The following is a 17,846-nucleotide window of genomic DNA, read 5'->3' on the forward strand; positions in this document are numbered from 1 at the left end:
CGAATTTGTGGGCCGGCCCTGTCACGGGTGAGCCACGGACAGCACTCGGTGACACAGAGAATGAGAGACCGGATCGACCCCCTGATCGAGGAACGCGCGCCGTGGCTGGCCAGCGGGTCGCCGCTCGTGAAGCCCGCGCGGAGGATCCTCGACAAGGCGCTCTCCTACGAGAAGACGGTCGCCATCGGCGAGAGCTTCGAGAACAAGACGACCGCCCAGCTCATGGGCGAGCTGGGCGAGCTGCTCGCCCGCGAGGTCACGGTCGCGGGGCTCCACAACATCCCCCGGCAAGGGCCCGCGATGATCGTCGCGAACCACCCGACCGGCATCGCGGATGGGATCGTGCTCTGGCACATCCTGTCGCCGATCCGGCCCGACCTCTACTTCTACGCCAACCGCGACATCCTGCGCGTGTTGCCGCAGATGGCCGATTCCATCGCCCCCGTCGAATGGCGGCTCGAGAAGCGCAGCCACGCCAAGACGCGCGAGACGATGGCCTACACCAAGCAGGCGGTCGAGGATGGGCGGCTCGGCGTGATCTTCCCCTCCGGGCGGCTTGCCAAGCGCGAAGGCTTGCGCCTGCACGAGCGCCCCTGGATGGCCTCGGCCGCCATGCTCGCGCGGAAGTTCGAGCTGCCGGTGATCCCGGTCAACATCCGGGCGCGCAACTCGGTGCTCTTCTACCTCTTCGACCTGATCCATCCCACGCTGCGGGACATCACGCTCTTCCACGAGATGCTGAACAAGGCCAAGCAGCCCTATGTCGTGACCGTGGGCGAGGAGATCTCGCCCGCCTCGCTGCCCGCCTCCTCCGAGGACGGGATCGAGTTGCTGCGCAAGGCCACGCTCGCGCTCGGCGGGCGCGAGGACCAGACGGTCAGCATGCTCTCCGCGACGCGGAAGCCCGCCCTGCGGTTCTGAGACGAAAAAGGCCCGGGAGCTCTCGCGAACCCCCGGGCAGGCCGGCGACCGTGGGACGGGTCGGCCGGGCTACGGACTCGTTTCCAGGAAGGCCATGGCCATGGGAATGCCGAGGTCGCCGTGCGGGATCTCCGCCGAGGCGACCATGGTCTCCGGGATCTCGGATTCGGGTCGGGCCACCGGGCGAAGCGAGGCCATGACCGCGGTGGTCTTCTCGCAGTAGCTCTGCTGGCTCACCCAGTCGCGCATCTGCTCGCGCAGATTGGGATTGGACATGGGGCCCCAGTCGGCGGCGATCCCCTCGTCCCCCGCCGAGACCACGCCGTCGCGCGTCACGGTACGCGACATGATGCGGATCGCGCATTGCAGGTTGGCCACGCCGTCGCGAAGCTCCGCCGCCGTGGTCGCGTCGCAGCCGTAGAGCCGCGCCGTCGAGGGCGTGATCTGCAGGAGGCCTTGCCAGGCGCCGCCGCCGCCTTGGGCCTGCGGGTTGAAGTTGCTCTCGAAGCGGGCGAGCGCCGAGACGGTGCCGACCCAGAAGGCGGCGCGCAGGTGGGCCGGGTTGTCTTCGTAGCCGGGGCACCAGCCGTCGATATCGGCGGGAACGAGGTCGGTGAGGTCGCGGGGCGCCTCCTCGATGGCCTTCATGGCGGCGACGCTCCAGGCCTCACCCTGGGCCTTGCCGTCCCAGCGCGCCTCGGCGGTGAAGACCGGGCGTGCTTCGGGGCGGAGGGCGGCGCCGGTCTGGACGGCGATCTCGACGGGGATGCTGGCCAGGGCGCGCATTTGGGGGCGGAGGGGCGCGTCGGCCATCGGCTGCGCCGGCGCTACGGAGACTCGGAGCGCTGCAGCGGTCTGGACCGCGGACGATGGAACCGGCGCCCCGGGCGGCATTGGGGCCAGCGGCTCGGCAGAAGCCGCCAGCCCCGCGATCACGGCGAAGCGTCCCCCCAGGGTCCAACGTGCCACGTGCAGCGCGTTCAACATGACTCACGTCCTCCGATTCGCCAAACAGGTATTTTCCTCACGCTTTCAGAGACTTGGACGCCAAGCCTCACCTCACGTGGAAACGTCACCCCTGGCAGTAGCTCTGGCTTGACACCCATTGGGCCATCTGCTGGCGCTTCTCCGCCGAGGCGAAAGGTCCCCAGTCGGCCGCGAATCCCCCGCCCCCGGCCGCCACGACGCCGTCCCGCGTCACCGTCCGCGACGCGATCTGCACCGCGCATTGCAGGTTGGCGGCGCCGTCCGTCAGCTCCTGCCCCGAGTCCGCGGCGCAGCCATAGCTCTGGGCGGTGCCGGGGGAGATCTGGACGAGACCGAACCACTGCCCGCCACCGCCGACGGCCCGGGGGTTCCAGGTGCTCTCGAAGCGGGCCAGCGCCGAGAGCAGGCCCGCCCAGAAGGCCGCACGCTCCTCCGGCTCGGCCTGCACGTAGTGGGGGCACCAGGTCCCGATGTCGCCAGGAACCTCGGAGAGCAGCGCGGCCCCCTGCGACCTGAGGGCCTCGAGCGTCGCTTCGGTCCACTGGTCGGTGTGAGGGCCCTGGTGATCCCAGGCCATGACCGGAAGCGCTTCCGGGACGACCGCCTCCACCTGAGATTGCGGGGCGCAGGCGCCGAGAGCGGCAAGCATCAGGAACGGAATCGCCGCGCCGAGCGTTGCAGTCTTGATACGGGATGTCTTTTCTTGGTCTTGCATGGACGCAAGACGAAGCGGGCCCGGACGCGCGCGTAAACCTGCAAAGTTCCAGACCCCCCGTTCTGGGCGGAATCCGGCGGATTCACGCGGGCGTGATAAGCGGAGAGTCGCCGGTCAAGCGAGGCATCGGTCGAAACCTGGGGACAGGTCGTCCTTCTTGCGGAATTCGGCGCATCCTCCTAGGACCGCAGCCGAATCCCCGAACGGAGACCCTGGCCATGCTCGATCTGTCCGTCCCGGCGCCCAAGCCCAAGGTCATCGAGGGGGTCACGGGCCCCTGGGAACTGGTCATCGGCCTCGAGGTCCATGCCCAGATCGCCACCGCCGCCAAGCTCTTCTCCGGCGCCTCGACCGCCGTTGGCGCCGAGCCCAACAGCCAGGTGAGCTTCATCGACGCCGGGATGCCGGGGATGCTGCCGGTGGTGAACGAAGGCTGCATCGCCCAGGCGGTGCGGACGGGGCTGGGGCTGAAGGCGAGGATCAACCTCGTCTCGGCCTTCGACCGGAAGAACTACTTCTACCCGGACCTGCCGCAGGGCTATCAGATCAGCCAGCTCTACCACCCTCTCGTGGGCGAGGGGGAGGTGCTGGTCGAGGTCGGCGGCGGCGTGCGCCGCGTGCGGATCGAGCGCATCCACGTCGAGCAGGATGCCGGCAAGTCGATCCACGACATGGACCCGACCATGTCCTTCGTGGACCTGAACCGCACGGGCGTCGCACTGATGGAGATCGTGAGCCGCCCCGACATCCGGGGACCGGAGGAGGCGGCCGCCTACGTGTCGAAGCTCCGCCAGATCATGCGCTATCTCGGCACCTGCGACGGCGACATGCAGCATGGGAACCTGCGGGCGGACGTGAACGTCTCGGTCTGCAGGCCCGGCACCTACGAGCGCTTCCTCGAAGGCGACGCCTCGGGGCTCGGGACGCGCTGCGAGATCAAGAACATGAACTCGCTGCGCTTCATCCAGCAGGCCATCGACCACGAGGCGCGGCGCCAGATCGCCATCCTCGAGGACGGGGGCAAGGTCGTGCAGGAGACGCGGCTCTACGATCCCGAGAAGGGCGAGACGCGGTCGATGCGCTCCAAGGAGGAGGCGCACGACTACCGCTACTTCCCCGACCCCGACCTCCTGCCGCTGGAGATCGAGCAAGCCTGGGTGGATGACCTCGCGGCGAGCCTGCCGGAGCTGCCGGACGAGAAGAAGACGCGCTTCGTGCGCGACTTCGGGCTGTCGGACTACGATGCCTCGGTGCTCACGGCGGACACCGAGGACGCGGTCTTCTTCGAGGCAGTGGCGCAGGGCCGAGACGGCAAGCAGGCGGCGAACTGGGTCATCAACGACCTGTTCGGGCGCCTGAAGAAGGAGGGCCATGCCCTTGCGGAAAGCCCGGTTTCCCCGCAGCAGCTCGGCGGCATCATCGACCTGATCGCGAGCGGCGACATCTCGGGCAAGATCGCCAAGGACCTGTTCGAGATCGTCTACACCGAGGGCGGCGACCCGCGCGGGATCGTGGAATCGCGCGGGATGCGGCAGGTCACGGACACCGGCGCCATCGAGGCGGCGGTGGACGAGGTGATCGCCGCGAACCCGGCTCAGGTCGAGAAGGCCAGGGCGAACCCCAAGCTTGCCGGGTGGTTCGTGGGCCAGGTGATGAAGGCGACCGGCGGCAAGGCCAATCCGGCGGCCGTGAACGCGCTGGTGAACGCCAAGCTGGGCCTCTGAAACCGGTGGACGGGCGCCCCGGTTCGGTTATCCTTCGAGCCGAGCCAGGGGGTCCGTCCATGTCGTCCCATGAATACCGCGTCGTTCCGGCGCCCCGCCGGGGGGTGAAGGCCAAGGGCGCGCGCCGGCCCGAGGACCGCTTCGCCCGCGCTGTCGAGGCCGAGATGAACCGCATGGCCTCCGAGGGCTGGGAGTTCGTGCGCTCCGACACCCTGCCGTGCGAGCAGAGGTCCGGGTGGTTCAGCCGGCCCGCGACGGTGTTCCAGACCCTCCTCGTCTTCCGCCGGCCGCTGGGCGAGGCCGGGGTCCAGGCGCCGCGCGCCGCCATGCCGCCCCCCGTGACGCTCGCTCCGGCGGCCTCGGTGACCACGCCTCCTCCGGCGGCCCCGGCGGCGAGCCGCTTCACGCCGCTTCCCACCTCCCCGAACGCGGCGAACGTGCCGGCCCCTGCCGTCCCGCTGCCCCCGGCCCCGACGCTGACCCTGGTCGGCGACCGGGGAGTGCCGGCCGAGCCTCCGCTCCCCCGGCACCCCTTCCTCGACGACCTGTCCCAGGCCCTGGGCGAGTCCCTGTCCCGTCCCGACTCCGAATCGCGACGGGCGGTGGAGTAGCGCTCAGGCCCCGACCTCCAGAGCCAGCGCGTGGATGCGCCCGATGATCTCGGGCCCCAGCGCCGCGTGGACCGCCCGGTGCCTTTGGACCCGCGACAGATTCGCGAGGGCCGGCGCGTCGATGCGGATGCGCCAATGCGTCTCGCCCCCTTCACGCCAGCCCGCGTGACCCCTATGTCCCTCGCTCTCGTCCAGCACATCGAGACGCGACGGCTGGAACGCCGACTCGAGTCGCTGGCGGATTTCGTCCGCAATGCTCATCTTTTTGACCCCTGCCCCCTTCTATCCGGCGTCCCGATGACTAAACTCGCGCGTCCGGAACGGAAAGATCGGTACTGCGAGGCCCTGCTTGATGGTCAAGAACGATCCCTTCGGCTTCGACATGTCGGTGTCGAGCTCCAAGAAGAAGAACCCGCGCGGCCGGCGCGGCATGACCGGGGCGTCGGAGACCTCGACCCGGGTCTGCGATCATGCCGGCTGCCAGGAGCGGGGCGCCTTCCGCGCGCCCAAGTCGCCCGACTCGCTCGACGACTATTGGTGGTTCTGCAAGGACCACGTCCGCGAGTACAATCTGAAGTGGAACTTCTTCCAGGGCGTGACCGAGCAGGAGTTCCTCGACCAGGTCCAGAGCGACCGCGTCTGGGGCCGCGACACCAAGCCCTTCGGCAAGCGCAGCGACGAGCAGCGCGCCTGGGCCCGTCTGGGCGTGGACGACCCGCACCAGGTCCTGGGCGAGAATGCGACCCGCAACCCCGGGGTCAACGCCGGCACCCGGCGGCTGCCTCCGACCGAGCGGCGCGCCTGCGAGATCCTCGACGTGCGCGACACCGCGACCAAGCCGGAGATCCGCAAGGCCTACAAGGCCTTGGTCAAGGTCCTTCACCCGGACATGAACGGCGGCGACCGGTCGCAGGAGGAGCAGTTGGCCGAGGTCGTCTGGGCCTGGGACCAGATCAAGGACAGCCGCAACTTCAAGGACCAGTGAAGGGAGGGAAGCGTCGGCGGCACTCGCGCCGCGGACGCCGTCCAACCCGTCACTCGTGATCCTGCCCCGTCGGGCCCGCAGCCAGACCTTCCGTGCGCATCGTGGTCCGAGGCCCTTCCAGCGGGCCCGAACGCCTGCGGCGCAGGTATCGGGACGAGCCGCTCAGGCTTCCTTGCCGTCTCAGAGGCCCGTGAGCGGTCCAAGGGCCACGACGGGCCCGGTAGCCTGCCCGGTCGGCGAGCCGCCCAGTGGCTCCACCGAGAGCGCGAGCGCGTTGTCCCGGAACTGCCGCGCGAGATCGGCGCTGACCTCGATCACGCCCGCCTCGTCGCGGGGCAGCACGCCCAGCGAGACCGTGCTGCTGTCCGGCGAGCGGACGAGCCAGAGCTCGAGGTCCTTCCCGTCCGGCACCGCGCCCGCGACCCGCTGGACCCGGAGCTCGCGGCTGTCCTCGTCGAAGCTGGCCTCCACCACCAGCGAGCCGTCCTCGGCCGCGATGCGGGCGGCATAATCGGGTGCGCCCCGTCCGAGGAAGGCGGGGTCGATGGCCCAGAGCGCCAGACCGGCCGCCACGAGGCCGCCCAGCAGGACCGGCCAGAGGCTCCAGCGCCGTCGCGGTGGGGCCTCGTCCCCGAAGAGCCGTTGCCGGATCATCCCCTCCAGGGCGCGGGGGGGCTGGATGGCGGGGATGTCGTCGGTCAGCGAGGCGAGATCGTGCTCCCAGCGGTCCACCAGCTCGCGGAAGGCCGGATCGACGGCCAGCCGCTCCTCCACCAACCCGCGCTCCTGCGGGGTGAGGAGGTCCAGGACGTATTCCGCCGCGATAGCGATGTCGTCGTCGTAGTCGAGGCTCCAGCCGCTCATGACCCGAGGCACTCCCGCAGCCTGAGGAGACCCCGGCGGAGCCAGGTGCGGATGGTGTTGAGCGGCACGTCGTAGCGCGCCGCGAGCTCGGCATAGGCCTCGCCCTGCAGGTAGCAGCGCCGGATCGCGTCGGCCCGGGCGGGGTCGAGCGTCCCGAGGCAATCCCCGATGCGGGCGCGGATCGAGGAGGCCACCGCCGCCTCCTCGGGCGTGTCGCCGCCGTCGGCGACCTCGGCCACCTCGTCGATGGGGGCGGCCTGCTGGCTGCGGCGGGCGCGAAGCCGGTCGATGGCATGGTTGCGGGCGACGGTGATGAGCCAGGTCATGGGGCTGAGCCCGTTCGACCTGTACCGCCCCGCATTGTGCCACAACTTCACGAAGATCTCCTGGAGGGCGTCCTCGGCCTCGGCCCTGTCGTCCAAGACACGCAGGGCGATGCCGAAGAGTTTCGCCGAGGTCGCGGCGTAGAGCGACGCCAACGCCGACCGGTCCCCCATCGCCATGCGGGCGATCATCCCCTCGATCTCGTTCAGGCTGGCCATGTCCCCCCCTTGGACGGCAGATTGCCCCAAGCGAGCAGAATGGCAACGTTTCTTTCGACGTGGCGGGCCCTTACCGCGACCTGCCTGCCACGGCCCGTCAGGATTCCCCGGCCGGGGTGCCCTCGCCCCGCAGCCGGGGACGGAGGTCGCGGAAGCGCAGCGCGGCGAGTCGGACGAAGGCCTCGATGCGGGGCACCTTCCTCCGCTCGGGCGTGGTGAGGAGCCAGATCGCCGTGGTCATCTCCGGCGGCGGGGGGAAGCATCGCAGCAGCATCGGCTCGGCGTCGGCGTGGAAGCAGGGCAGGCAGCCGACCCCGATCCCCGCCCGCAGGACGCCCGTCAGGTTGGAGACCGTGTTCGAGCGCCCGGCCACCTGCGCCGGGTCCGCATGGGACATGAACCAGAGGTCCCCCGGCCTTTCGCCCACCGGCCCGGTGAAGGCCACGACCGCATGGGCTCGCACCGCCTCGATGCTCTCGGGCATCCCGTGCGTCGCCGCGTAGGCGCGGCTGCAATAGACGGCCCAGGCCACGTCGGCGAGCTTGCGAGCCACGAGCCTTTCGTCGTCGGGGGCCACCATCGCCCGGAAGGCCAGGTCCGCCTCTCCCGCCGCGAGGTCCACGAAACCCTCGGAGGAGTCGTATTCGATCCGCACCTCCGGGTGCTCGCGCCGGAACTCGGCCACGATCGGGGCGACGAGATGGCTGAAGACCACCTCGGCCGCGCTCACCCGGATCGTGCCTTGGAGGCTCCGCCCCAGCACCTCGGCCCGACGCGACAGCGCCTCGGCCGCCTCGCGCATCGGCTGGGCCGCCTCGCACAGGGCCTGCCCCTGCTCCGTGAGCCGGTGACCCCGCGTCGTCCGGTCGAAGAGGCGGAGCCCGAGACAGCGTTCCAGCACCTCCATGCGGCGCGCGACGGTGGTCTGGTTCAGCCCGAGGTCCTGCGCCGCGGCGCGTGTCGATCCGCTGCGGGCCACCGTGAGGAAGAGCCGGACGTCGTTCCAGTCGAACATGGCGGCTTCTGCGAATTTGCAGCACGGCTCAGCGTTACCGCGAATTCCCGATCCGGCAAGGGTGCGTCATAATGCCTCGCGTCCGACCACGCCGTTTTTCCAGGGTCGGACCATCATTTTGGAGAGACCCATGTTCCAGAACCATAGGTTCGACGCCCGCTTCGCCATGCCCGCCAAGACGCGGGAGATCCACAACCACCACATGGACTCGACCCGCTGGAACGACTTCCGGTTCCGCGACGGCGACATCGTCATCGCCACCTGGGCCAAGTCCGGCACGACCTGGACGCAGCAGATCGTGTCCCAGCTCATCTTCGACGGCGCCGAGGGGGTGAACGTCCCGGCCCTCTCCCCCTGGGTGGACATGCGGATCGTGCCGCAGGAGGCCATCGACGCGCTGGAGGAGCAGGCGCACCGCCGCTTCCTCAAGACGCACCTGCCGGTGGATGCCCTCGTGGTCTCGCCCAAGGCCAAGTACCTCTACGTCGCGCGCGACGGGCGCGACGCCGCCTGGAGCGCCTACAACCACTTCGCGAAGGCCAAGGACGACCTCTACGATGCCTTCAACCTGACGCCCGGCCTCGTGGGCCCCACGATCTACCGCCCCACCGGGACGGCGCACGACTACTACCGGGAGTGGTTCGAGGGCGATGGCGCGCCGCTCTGGTCGTTCTGGGAGAACATCCGCACCTGGTGGCAGATCCGGCACCTCCCGAACGTCAGGCTCGTCCACTTCAACGAGCTGAAGCGCGACCTCGCGGGCAGCATCCGGGGCATCGCCGACTTCCTCGAGATCGAGGTGGACGAGGCGAGCTTCCCGACCATCCTCCATCACTGCTCCTTCGACTACATGAAGGCCCATGCCGAACTGTCCGCCCCCCTCGGCGGCGCGCCGTGGGAGGGCGGGGCCTCGACCTTCATCAACAAGGGGACGAACGGCCGCTGGCAGGGCGTCTTGAGCGAGGCCGAGGTCGCCGAGTACGAGGCCCGGGCCGTTGCCGAGCTCGGCTACCACTGCGCCCACTGGCTCGCGACAGGCGAGGCGCTCTGACCCGTGCGGAGCGGAGGCCCCGGCCTCCAGCCCGGCCTCGCGGCCGGGCGCTCCTCGCCGAGAACCTCGGCCGGGGCGCCGGTCCACTGACCGACGCCTGCTCCGCCCTCGACCCCCGGACCGTTTTCCGGGCGCGCGTCGCCCCTTGCGGCTGCCGCGGAACCGATCCTAAAAGCCCTGACCCCAAAGGCCCGCGCGCTACGTCGTCGGGCGACCGAGGAGATGGGAACGATGACCGATCCGCACGCCAGGCCCACCGAGGAGATCTCCGTCCGGGAGGTCTTCGGCTTCGACAGCGACATGAAGGTGAAGGCCTTCGCCGACCGGGCCGACCGCGTGCCGGACATCGACTCGACCTACAAGTTCGATCCCGACACGACGCTCGCGATCCTCGCCGGCTTCGCCTACAACCGCCGCGTGATGATCCAGGGCTACCACGGCACCGGGAAGTCCACCCACATCGAGCAGGTGGCCGCGCGGCTCAACTGGCAGATGGTGCGGGTCAACCTCGACAGCCACATCAGCCGGATCGACCTGATCGGCAAGGACGCGATCAAGCTGCGCGACGGCGTGCAGGTGACCGAGTTCCAGGAGGGCATCCTCCCCTGGGCGCTGCGGAACCCCTGCGCCATCGTCTTCGACGAGTACGACGCGGGTCGCCCGGACGTGATGTTCGTGATCCAGCGCGTGCTCGAGGCCGACGGCAAGCTGACGCTGATGGACCAGAACGAGATCATCACGCCGCACTCGTCCTTCCGCCTGTTTGCCACGGCGAACACGGTGGGCCTGGGGGACACCACCGGCCTCTACCACGGCGTCCAGCAGATCAACCAGGCGCAGATGGACCGCTGGAGCCTCGTCTCCACGCTCAACTACCTGAGCCACGACGCCGAGGCCGCCATCGTGCTGGCCAAGTGCCCGCACTACAACACCGACAAGGGGCGCCGGACGATCAGCCAGATGGTGACGGTCGCGGACCTGACCCGGACGGCCTTCATGAACGGCGACCTCTCGACCGTCATGAGCCCCCGCACGGTCATCAACTGGGCTCAGAATGCGGAGATATTCCGCAACGTCGGCTACGCCTTCCGCCTGACCTTCCTCAACAAGTGCGACGAGCTGGAGCGGCAGACGGTGGCCGAGTTCTACCAGCGCTGCTTCGCCGAGGAGCTGCCGGAGAGCGCGGTCGCCATGGCGATGCGGTGACGCGCCGGGCGCCCCCTCTTCGGGCGCCCCTTGCCGGCCTCCTGGCCGGCGCCCTTCTGGCGGCCTCGGCCTCCGCCGAGATCAACCCCTACCCGCCCTCCTATTGCGCCGCGCTCTGGGAGGGCTACGCCGACGTGCTGGGTGACCGGGGCGAGCGAGCGCTCGCCGCGCGGTTCCGCGAGGTCTCGGTCCGGCGGATCGGCGAGGCCGAGACCGACGCCCAGATCGCCGAGAGGCGGCCCTGGATGGTCGACCTGATGAACGCCTACATCTACCATCAGGACGACCAGAGCCGCCGGCTCTTCGAGCGGCTCGTGCGTGGCTGCGGCGACCTCGCGGGCGACCTCTCCCTGAACGCGCCTCGGGACTGAAGGCCCTCGGGGTCATGTAATCCCGACTTCCCAAACAGGGTCGCCGGGTCTAGCCTGCGTTCATTGAATCGTTTCAATCCTGTTATTTCGAACGGAGACCCTGATGAACGCGATCGCCCGCGACCTGTCGGCCGCTGCCAACGTATCCACCGCCATGGCCCGCGACCTGCTGGGCTACGGGACCTTGCGTCCCTCCGCGATCACCTACCACACGATCCTGTCGTCGCTCGACGTCACAGCCGGGCTCAGCCTCGCCGACAGCACCTGGGCGGCGGGGACGCAGATCGCGCGCCATGTCCACCGGGACGAGGACGAGATCCTGATCGTGCTCTCCGGCGCCGTCGAGGTCCGCATTTGCGGCCGCACGGCCCGTCGCGGCGCGGGCGAGACGATCTTCATCCCCCGTGGCATGGAGCACTCGGTCGAGGCCGTCACCGAGGCCCGCCATATCGCCATCCTGACCCGCAAGAGCCTCGAAGGCCCCCGCCGGGTCTGAGCGGGCACGAGAAAAAGGGCAGACCCGGCGGGCCTGCCCTTCTGGTCGTCCGAAATCGCAGAGGGCTCAGGCGGCCCTGCGCTCTTCCTCCCGACGGGCCTCCTTGAGGACGCGGGCGTACCAGGACACCTGGTCGGCCATGTCCTTGAGCGAGCCGCCCAGGACGCCGTCCAGCGCCTCCATGGGCTCGGGGTTCGGGTTGTAGGCGCTGACGCGGTAGAAGTCCGAGCCTCCGATATGGACGCCAGCGCGCACCGGGACCATCTGCAGCTCGATCGCGATCAGGCGAAGCTGCTCCGCCGCGCGGGCGCCCCCCACGGAACCGTAGGCTACGAGGCCCATGGGCTTCTTGCCCCAGTCCACATAGGCCTGATCGAGCGCGTTCTTCAGCGCACCGGTGATCGAGCGGTTGTATTCAGCCACGAGGAAGACGTAGCCGTCGAAGCTCGCCACCTTCTCCTGCCAGCGGACGGCGTTCGGGTCCTGCGAGGGCACGTAGGCGTTCGAGGCGACCTCGTTGAAGAACGGCAGGTCGAAGTCGCGCAGGTCGACGAGCTCGACCTCGATGTCGTCGCGCTCCTGGAGCTTCCTGAGCGCCCATTGCGCAGGCTTGTCGGCCCAGCGCGCGTCGCGGGTCGAGCTGATGATGAGGGCGATCTTCGGTTTCTGGGCCATGTCGGGGACTCGCGGATTAGGGTTTCGGTGGTCGAACGCGAAATTGGGGTGCGCGGTTGCAGATCACAAGGCAAGGATCGGCGCGTTGGCGCACACTCGCTGCGCAGGCGTGATGGCTCGTGAGGTCGCAAGGCCCGATGCAACATCCAAACAGCCTCTGGCGCCGCCCTTGCCGGCACCCCTTGCCGGTGCTTTATCACCCTCATGTCCAAGCCGTCCGACAACCCCGCCGATCCCTTCAAGAAGGCTCTGGCCGAGGCCACCAAGGTCATGGCCGACGACCCGGACCTGACAGTCAGCTACACCGTCGACCCGCCGGGCCTGACGGCCGACACGCTGCGCCTGCCCCAGGTCTCGCGGCGGCTCACCAAGGACGAGGTCCTCCTGGCGCGGGGCACCGCCGACAGCCTCGCGCTCCGTCGGCGCCACCACGACCCCGCCGTGGCCGACCGCTACCGGCCGCAGGGGCAGATGGCGCGCGACCTCATGGAGGCCATGGAAACGGCGCGGGTCGAGGCCGTGGGCGCGGAGCACATGCCGGGCACCGCCGGCAACATCGACGCCCGCATCGCGTCGGAGGCCAAGCGCAAGGGCTACGACCAGATCCGACAGCCGCAGGATGCCCCGCTCGCCATCGCGGCGGGCTACCTGATCCGTCACCTCGCCACCGGCCGCCCGCTTCCTCCCGGCGCCTCCAACGTCATGGAGCTCTGGCGCGGCTTCATCGAGGACATGGCCGGGGAGCGTCTCAACGACATCCCCGACCTCCTGTCGGACCAGCGCGCCTTCGCGCGGTTCAGCCGCGACGTGATCCGCGACCTGGGCTACGGCGACCAGCTCGGCGACGACCCCGACGAGATGGAGGACGAGTCCGAGGACGATGCCCAGTCCGAGGAGGACGAGCAGGAGGACGCGGGCGGCGAGCAGGAGAGCGAATCCGAGGAGGCCGACGCCTCGCCCGAGCGCTCCCAGGACGAGGAGCAGGACGCCTCGCAGGCGCAAGTCTCCATGGAGGCCGAGGCCGACGCCGAGGAGATGGAGGCCGAGGAGCTGCCCGAGGGCGAGGCCCCGCACGAGCCCCCGCCGCCCGCCCCGCATTCGGAGGCGGACCCCGCCTACAAGGTCTTCACCACCCAGTTCGACGAGATCATCGGCGCCGAGGACCTGGCCGAGCCCGCCGAGCTCGACCGCCTTCGCGCCTATCTCGACCAGCAGCTCGAGCCGCTGAAGGGGGCCGTGTCGCGCCTCGCCAACAAGCTCCAGCGCCGCCTTCAGGCGCAGCAGAGCCGGAGCTGGGAGTTCGACCGCGAAGAGGGCATCCTCGACGCGGGCCGTCTCGCCCGCGTGGTGGCGAACCCGACGACGCCGCTGTCGTTCAAGGTCGAGAAGGACACCGAGTTCCGCGACACGGTGGTGACGCTCCTCCTCGACAACTCCGGCTCCATGCGCGGCCGCCCGATCTCCATCGCCGCGATCTGCGCCGACGTGCTCGCGCGGACGCTGGAGCGTTGCCAAGTCAAGGTCGAGATCCTGGGCTTCACCACCCGCGCCTGGAAGGGCGGGCAGAGCCGCGAGAAGTGGCTGGCCGAGGGCCGCCCCGCGATGCCCGGCCGCCTTAATGACCTCCGCCACATCGTCTACAAGTCCGCCGACGCCCCATGGCGGCGCGTCCGGCCGAACCTCGGCCTGATGATGAAGGAAGGGCTCCTCAAGGAGAACATCGACGGCGAGGCGCTGGAATGGGCGCATCGGCGGATGGTGGGCCGCCCGGAGGTCCGCAAGATCCTCATGGTGATCTCCGACGGCGCGCCGGTGGACGACTCCACGCTCTCGGTGAACCCCGCGAACACGCTGGAGAAGCATCTGCGGGACGTCATCGCCATGGTCGAGCGTCGCAAGGCCGTGGAGCTCATCGCCATCGGCATCGGCCATGACGTGACGCGCTACTACCAGCGCGCCGTGACCATCACCGACGTGGAGCAACTCGCCGGCGCCATCACCGAGCAGCTCGCGTCGCTGTTCGAGGCCGACCCCCGGAAGCGCGCGCGGATCGAGCGGAGGCGAGCCTGATGTTCCAACGCTTCGACGTGACGGCGGACCCCTCCGCCGGCCCGCGCGGCTGGCCGCGCTGCGTGAGCTGATGGCGTCCGAGGGGATCGACGCCGTGATCGTCCCGCGCTCGGACCGCTTCCAGGGTGAATACGTCGCGCCCTGCGACGAGCGTCTCGCCTGGCTCACCGGCTTCACCGGCTCGGCGGGCTTCTGCGCCGTGACGCGCGAGGAGGCGGGAGTCTTCGTGGACGGGCGCTACCGCGTCCAGGTCCGGGCCCAGGTCGCCCCGGTCTTCACCCCCGTGAACTGGCCCGAGACCAAGCTCGCCGAATGGCTTCTCGACCGGCTCGCCTCCGGGCAGCGCGTGGGCTTCGACCCCTGGCTGCACTCGGTCGAGGAGGTCGAGAAGCTCCGTGATCGGCTCGCGCCCAAGGGCATCGGCCTCGTCCCCATCGACAACCCCATCGACCGCCTCTGGACCGACCGTCCCGCGCCGCCCGATGCGCCCTTCGCTGCCTTCCCCGAGGAGATCGCGGGCGAGAGCCATGCGTCCAAGCGCGCCCGGATCGCGGCCCAGCTCCGCGAGGCCGGCGAGCGGGCCGTGGTCCTGACGCTTCCCGATTCCATCGCCTGGCTCCTCAACATCCGGGGCGGCGACGTGGCCTACAACCCGGTGCCCCACGCCTATGCGGTGCTCCATGAGGACGGCCGCTGCGACCTCTACTGCCAGCCCGGCAAGGCGGACGGCATCCTCGGCCACCTGGGCGAGGAGGTCCGCGTCCACCCCGAGGACGTCTTCGTCCCCGGCCTCGACTTCCTGCCCTCGCCCACTCGGCTTGACCCGAAGAGCTGCCCGGAAGCGATTTTCCAGTTCCTGACCGCCCGCGGCATCACCGTCACGCGCGGGCCCGACCCCTGCCTCCTGCCCAAGGCCCGCAAGACGCCTGCCGAGATCGCCGCCACGACCGAGGCGCACCTTCGCGACGGCGCCGCGATGGTCAACTTCCTGACCTGGCTCGACCGCGAGGCGCCCAAGGGCGGCCAGACGGAGATCGACGTGGTGCGCGGCCTCGAAGGGTTCCGCCGCGCCACCAACGCCCTCCTCGACCTCAGCTTCGACACGATCTGCGGCGCGGGCGCGCACGGTGCCATCGTCCATTACCGCGTGACCGAGACCACCAACGCGCCGGTGAGGCCCGGGGAGCTCCTCCTCGTCGACTCCGGCGGCCAGTATCTCGACGGCACCACCGACATCACCCGCACCGTCGCCGTGGGTGAGGTGCCCGAGGGCGCGGCCGAAGCCTACACCCGCGTTCTCCAAGGGCTCATCGCCATCAGCCGGGCGCGCTTCCCGAGGGGCGTCGCCGGCCAGCACCTCGACGCCCTCGCGCGCTACCTCTGGCTCGCCGGGCAGGACTACGACCACGGCACCGGCCATGGCGTCGGCGTCTACCTGAGCGTCCACGAAGGGCCGCAGCGTCTCTCGCGCCTCTCGGACGTGCCGCTCGAACCCGGGATGATCCTGTCCAACGAGCCCGGCTACTACCGCGAGGGCGCCTTCGGCATCCGGATCGAGAACCTCATCCTTGTGGAGGAGGCCTCGCCGGTTCCGGGAGGGGACGAGCGTCCGATGCTGACCTTCCGGACCCTGACCTGGGTCCCGTTCGACCGCCGGCTGCTCGTCCGGGACATGCTGTCCGAGGCCGAGCGGACTTGGGCCGACGGCTATCACGCGGCCGTGCTGGCCAGGATCGGCCCTCGGGTCGAAGGCGAGGCGCTGGCCTGGCTGAAGGCGGCCTGCGCGCCGCTCTGACGGTGGACGGGAGAGGTCCATGTCGTTCGTCCTCCGACGACGTTCGGACCTGCGGAGCCATGACGTGTGAGGGAGCCCCCTCAGCACGCCCGTCGGCTACGGAAAGCCTGGGCATCGGCCGGTCCGTCCACGGACGGCGTCCCCTAGGCCGCGTCGGCGCCTTCGAGCAGCACCCGCGCCGCCCCCCGTGCCGCCTCCGTCACGGTCTCCCCCGCAAGCATCCGCGCGATCTCGTCCACGCGGTCCTGCGGGCCGAGCGGGACCACCCGCGAGGTCGTCATGCCGTCCGCGACCCGCTTCTCCACCCGCCAGTGATGCGCCCCCAGGGCCGCCACCTGAGGCGAGTGCGTGACGACCAGCACCTGTCCTTCGCGCGCGAGGTCCGCGAGCCTCCGCCCCACGGCCGCCGCCGTCGCCCCGCCCACGCCCCGGTCGATCTCGTCGAAGATCAGCGTCTTCGCGTCGCCCTCGCGCATCAGGCAGACCTTGAGCGCGAGCAGGAACCGTGACAGCTCCCCGCCCGAGGCGATGCGATCGAGCGGCCCCGGCGGGGCTCCCGGATTGGTCGCCGCCACGAAGCGCACGTCGTCCTGCCCCTCCGGCCCGGGCTCGGCCGGCGTGACCTCCACTGAGAACCTCGCCCGCTCCATCTTCAAGGGTGGCAACTCCTGCGCCATGGCCTGCGCCAGCCGCTCGGCCGCGGCACGGCGGAACCCTGACAGCTCCTCGGCCGCCGCGTGATAGCCCGCGTCCGCCGCCTTGACCGCCGCCTGAAGCCGCCCCTGGTCCGCCTCCGACGCGTCCAGCGCCGCGAGCCGCCCCTCCATGCTCTCAGCCAGCGCCGGCAGGTCGTCCGGCATCACGCCGTGCTTCCTCGCCAGCGCGCGGATCGCGAAGAGCCGCTCCTCGGTTTCCTCCAGCGCGCGGGGGTCGAAGGTCAGCACATCGAGGAAGTCGCGCACGCCCCCCTCGGCCTCGCCCAGAGCCTCCTGCGCCCGCTCCAAGGCCGCCAGCGGCTCGTCGAGCCGCCCTTCCGCCTGGTCCGAGGCCTGGTCGAGCCGCCGCATCGACTCGGAGATCAGCCCCTCGGCCCCCTGCGACGAGATCGCGTTCAGCGCCTTGGCAATCCCCTCGCGGATGCGCTCCCCCGCCTGCATGAGCCTGCGCGAGCTGTCGAGCGAGGCCTCCTCCCCCGGCTGGGGATCGAGCTTCCGCATCTCCTCCACGGCGTGCCGCAGGAAGTCCTCCTCGGCCTTGAGCTTCTCCCGCCGGGCGTCCGCCTCGGCCAGCGCCCGCCGCGCCTCGCGCCGCCCCGTCCAGGCCTCGCGCGCCCGCGCGACCAGCGGCTCGGCCCCCGCGAAGTCATCCAGCAACTGCCGGTGCACGCGCGGGTTCAGGAGGCCCTTGTCGTCCTGCTGCCCGTGCAGCTCCACCAGCGTGTCCGAGAGGAGCCGCAGCGTCTCCCCCGAGGCCCGCCGGTCGTTGATCCAGGCCGTCTTGCGCCCGTCGGTGTAGTTCACCCGCCGCAGGATCAGCTCGCCCGGATCGTCCTCGTTGGCCTCGATCCCGGCCTCCTGCAGCACCGCATGGGCCGGGTGGCCGGGCGGCAGGTCGAAGACCGCCGTGACCTCGCCCCGCTCGGCGCCCGTGCGGACGAGCTCCGCTCGCCCCCGCCAGCCCAGGACGAAGCCGAGCGCGTCCAAAAGGATCGACTTCCCCGCCCCCGTCTCCCCCGTGAGCACGTTGAGCCCGGGGCGGAAGCCGAGGTCGAGCCGCTCGATGATGAGCATGTCGCGTATCTCGAGCCCGCGCAGCATC

At 70.3% G+C, this 17,846-nt stretch carries 17 protein-coding genes and 1 pseudogene; 10 read left to right on the forward strand and 8 right to left on the reverse strand.

Annotated features, from left to right (window positions below):
* The first annotated feature begins 60 nt into the window (after window positions 1-60).
* The gene (locus RUMESO_RS10020; RefSeq protein ID WP_082483666.1) at window positions 61-921 is read left to right on the forward strand and encodes a lysophospholipid acyltransferase family protein; all 861 of its coding nucleotides are present in this window, start codon (window positions 61-63) and stop codon (window positions 919-921) included.
* A 69-nt stretch (window positions 922-990) separates the two neighbouring features.
* On the opposite strand, the gene RUMESO_RS10025 is transcribed toward RUMESO_RS10020, so the two are convergent.
* A complete protein-coding gene (locus tag RUMESO_RS10025; RefSeq protein ID WP_051521199.1) occupies window positions 991-1,734 on the reverse strand; it encodes a transglycosylase SLT domain-containing protein in 744 nt (247 codons plus the stop codon).
* A 259-nt stretch (window positions 1,735-1,993) separates the two neighbouring features.
* Window positions 1,994-2,557, reverse strand: a complete 564-nt coding sequence (locus RUMESO_RS10030) for a transglycosylase SLT domain-containing protein (protein ID WP_051521200.1) — start codon at window positions 2,555-2,557, stop codon at window positions 1,994-1,996.
* Window positions 2,558-2,841: 284 nt separating this feature from the next.
* Between RUMESO_RS10030 and gatB the strand changes: the two genes are divergently transcribed.
* Together gatB and RUMESO_RS10040 are read left to right on the forward strand one after the other, a co-directional pair.
* Window positions 2,842-4,347 carry an Asp-tRNA(Asn)/Glu-tRNA(Gln) amidotransferase subunit GatB gene (gatB, locus tag RUMESO_RS10035; protein WP_037280000.1) on the forward strand — a complete coding sequence of 502 codons (1,506 nt, stop codon included), beginning with the start codon at window positions 2,842-2,844 and terminating at the stop codon, window positions 4,345-4,347.
* A gap of 59 nt (window positions 4,348-4,406) precedes the next feature.
* Entirely contained in the window at window positions 4,407-4,958 is a 552-nt protein-coding gene (locus RUMESO_RS10040; RefSeq protein ID WP_051521201.1) for a DUF4177 domain-containing protein, read from the forward strand.
* Between the two features lie 3 nt (window positions 4,959-4,961).
* On the opposite strand, the gene RUMESO_RS10045 is transcribed toward RUMESO_RS10040, so the two are convergent.
* Entirely contained in the window at window positions 4,962-5,219 is a 258-nt protein-coding gene (locus tag RUMESO_RS10045; RefSeq protein WP_037280001.1) for a BolA family protein, read from the reverse strand.
* 91 nt (window positions 5,220-5,310) lie between these two features.
* Here RUMESO_RS10045 and RUMESO_RS10050 point away from each other — a divergent pair, with 91 nt between their 5' ends.
* Window positions 5,311-5,943: a J domain-containing protein gene (locus tag RUMESO_RS10050; protein ID WP_037280002.1), complete on the forward strand. Its 633-nt coding sequence runs from the start codon at window positions 5,311-5,313 to the stop codon at window positions 5,941-5,943.
* A 180-nt stretch (window positions 5,944-6,123) separates the two neighbouring features.
* On the opposite strand, the gene RUMESO_RS10055 is transcribed toward RUMESO_RS10050, so the two are convergent.
* From RUMESO_RS10055 to RUMESO_RS10065, 3 genes are all read right to left on the reverse strand, one after another.
* The gene (locus tag RUMESO_RS10055) at window positions 6,124-6,807 is read right to left on the reverse strand and encodes an anti-sigma factor (protein ID WP_037280003.1); all 684 of its coding nucleotides are present in this window, start codon (window positions 6,805-6,807) and stop codon (window positions 6,124-6,126) included.
* Complete coding sequence (locus RUMESO_RS10060) at window positions 6,804-7,349, reverse strand: sigma-70 family RNA polymerase sigma factor (protein ID WP_037280004.1); 546 nt, start codon at window positions 7,347-7,349, stop codon at window positions 6,804-6,806. Before RUMESO_RS10060 ends, RUMESO_RS10055 begins: the two co-directional genes overlap by 4 nt.
* A gap of 97 nt (window positions 7,350-7,446) precedes the next feature.
* Entirely contained in the window at window positions 7,447-8,364 is a 918-nt protein-coding gene (locus tag RUMESO_RS10065) for a LysR family transcriptional regulator (protein WP_051521202.1), read from the reverse strand.
* A gap of 130 nt (window positions 8,365-8,494) precedes the next feature.
* Here RUMESO_RS10065 and RUMESO_RS10070 point away from each other — a divergent pair, with 130 nt between their 5' ends.
* From RUMESO_RS10070 to RUMESO_RS10085, 4 genes are all read left to right on the forward strand, one after another.
* Window positions 8,495-9,415 carry a sulfotransferase domain-containing protein gene (locus RUMESO_RS10070; RefSeq protein ID WP_211262850.1) on the forward strand — a complete coding sequence of 307 codons (921 nt, stop codon included), beginning with the start codon at window positions 8,495-8,497 and terminating at the stop codon, window positions 9,413-9,415.
* A gap of 231 nt (window positions 9,416-9,646) precedes the next feature.
* On the forward strand, window positions 9,647-10,621 hold the full coding sequence (gene cobS, locus RUMESO_RS10075; protein ID WP_211262851.1) for a cobaltochelatase subunit CobS: 975 nt from the start codon (window positions 9,647-9,649) through the stop codon (window positions 10,619-10,621).
* A complete protein-coding gene (locus RUMESO_RS10080; protein WP_037280006.1) occupies window positions 10,618-10,992 on the forward strand; it encodes a hypothetical protein in 375 nt (124 codons plus the stop codon). Before cobS ends, RUMESO_RS10080 begins: the two co-directional genes overlap by 4 nt.
* A gap of 103 nt (window positions 10,993-11,095) precedes the next feature.
* Complete coding sequence (locus RUMESO_RS10085; RefSeq protein WP_051521203.1) at window positions 11,096-11,488, forward strand: cupin domain-containing protein; 393 nt, start codon at window positions 11,096-11,098, stop codon at window positions 11,486-11,488.
* Between the two features lie 66 nt (window positions 11,489-11,554).
* Here the strand turns inward: RUMESO_RS10085 and RUMESO_RS10090 are convergent, their stop codons facing one another.
* Entirely contained in the window at window positions 11,555-12,163 is a 609-nt protein-coding gene (locus tag RUMESO_RS10090) for an NADPH-dependent FMN reductase (RefSeq protein ID WP_037280007.1), read from the reverse strand.
* A gap of 204 nt (window positions 12,164-12,367) precedes the next feature.
* Between RUMESO_RS10090 and cobT the strand changes: the two genes are divergently transcribed.
* Window positions 12,368-14,233 carry a cobaltochelatase subunit CobT gene (gene cobT, locus RUMESO_RS10095; RefSeq protein WP_037280008.1) on the forward strand — a complete coding sequence of 622 codons (1,866 nt, stop codon included), beginning with the start codon at window positions 12,368-12,370 and terminating at the stop codon, window positions 14,231-14,233.
* Window positions 14,233-16,028: pseudogene (locus tag RUMESO_RS10100) on the forward strand (aminopeptidase P family protein). Before cobT ends, RUMESO_RS10100 begins: the two are co-directional and overlap by 1 nt.
* 143 nt (window positions 16,029-16,171) lie before the next feature.
* Here RUMESO_RS10100 and recN read toward each other — a convergent pair.
* A complete protein-coding gene (recN, locus tag RUMESO_RS10105) occupies window positions 16,172-17,845 on the reverse strand; it encodes a DNA repair protein RecN (RefSeq protein ID WP_037280009.1) in 1,674 nt (557 codons plus the stop codon).
* Window position 17,846: the final 1 nt, after the last annotated feature.

This window comes from Rubellimicrobium mesophilum DSM 19309 (genome assembly GCF_000600335.2).
GTDB classification, from domain to species: Bacteria; Pseudomonadota; Alphaproteobacteria; order Rhodobacterales; family Rhodobacteraceae; genus Rubellimicrobium; species Rubellimicrobium mesophilum.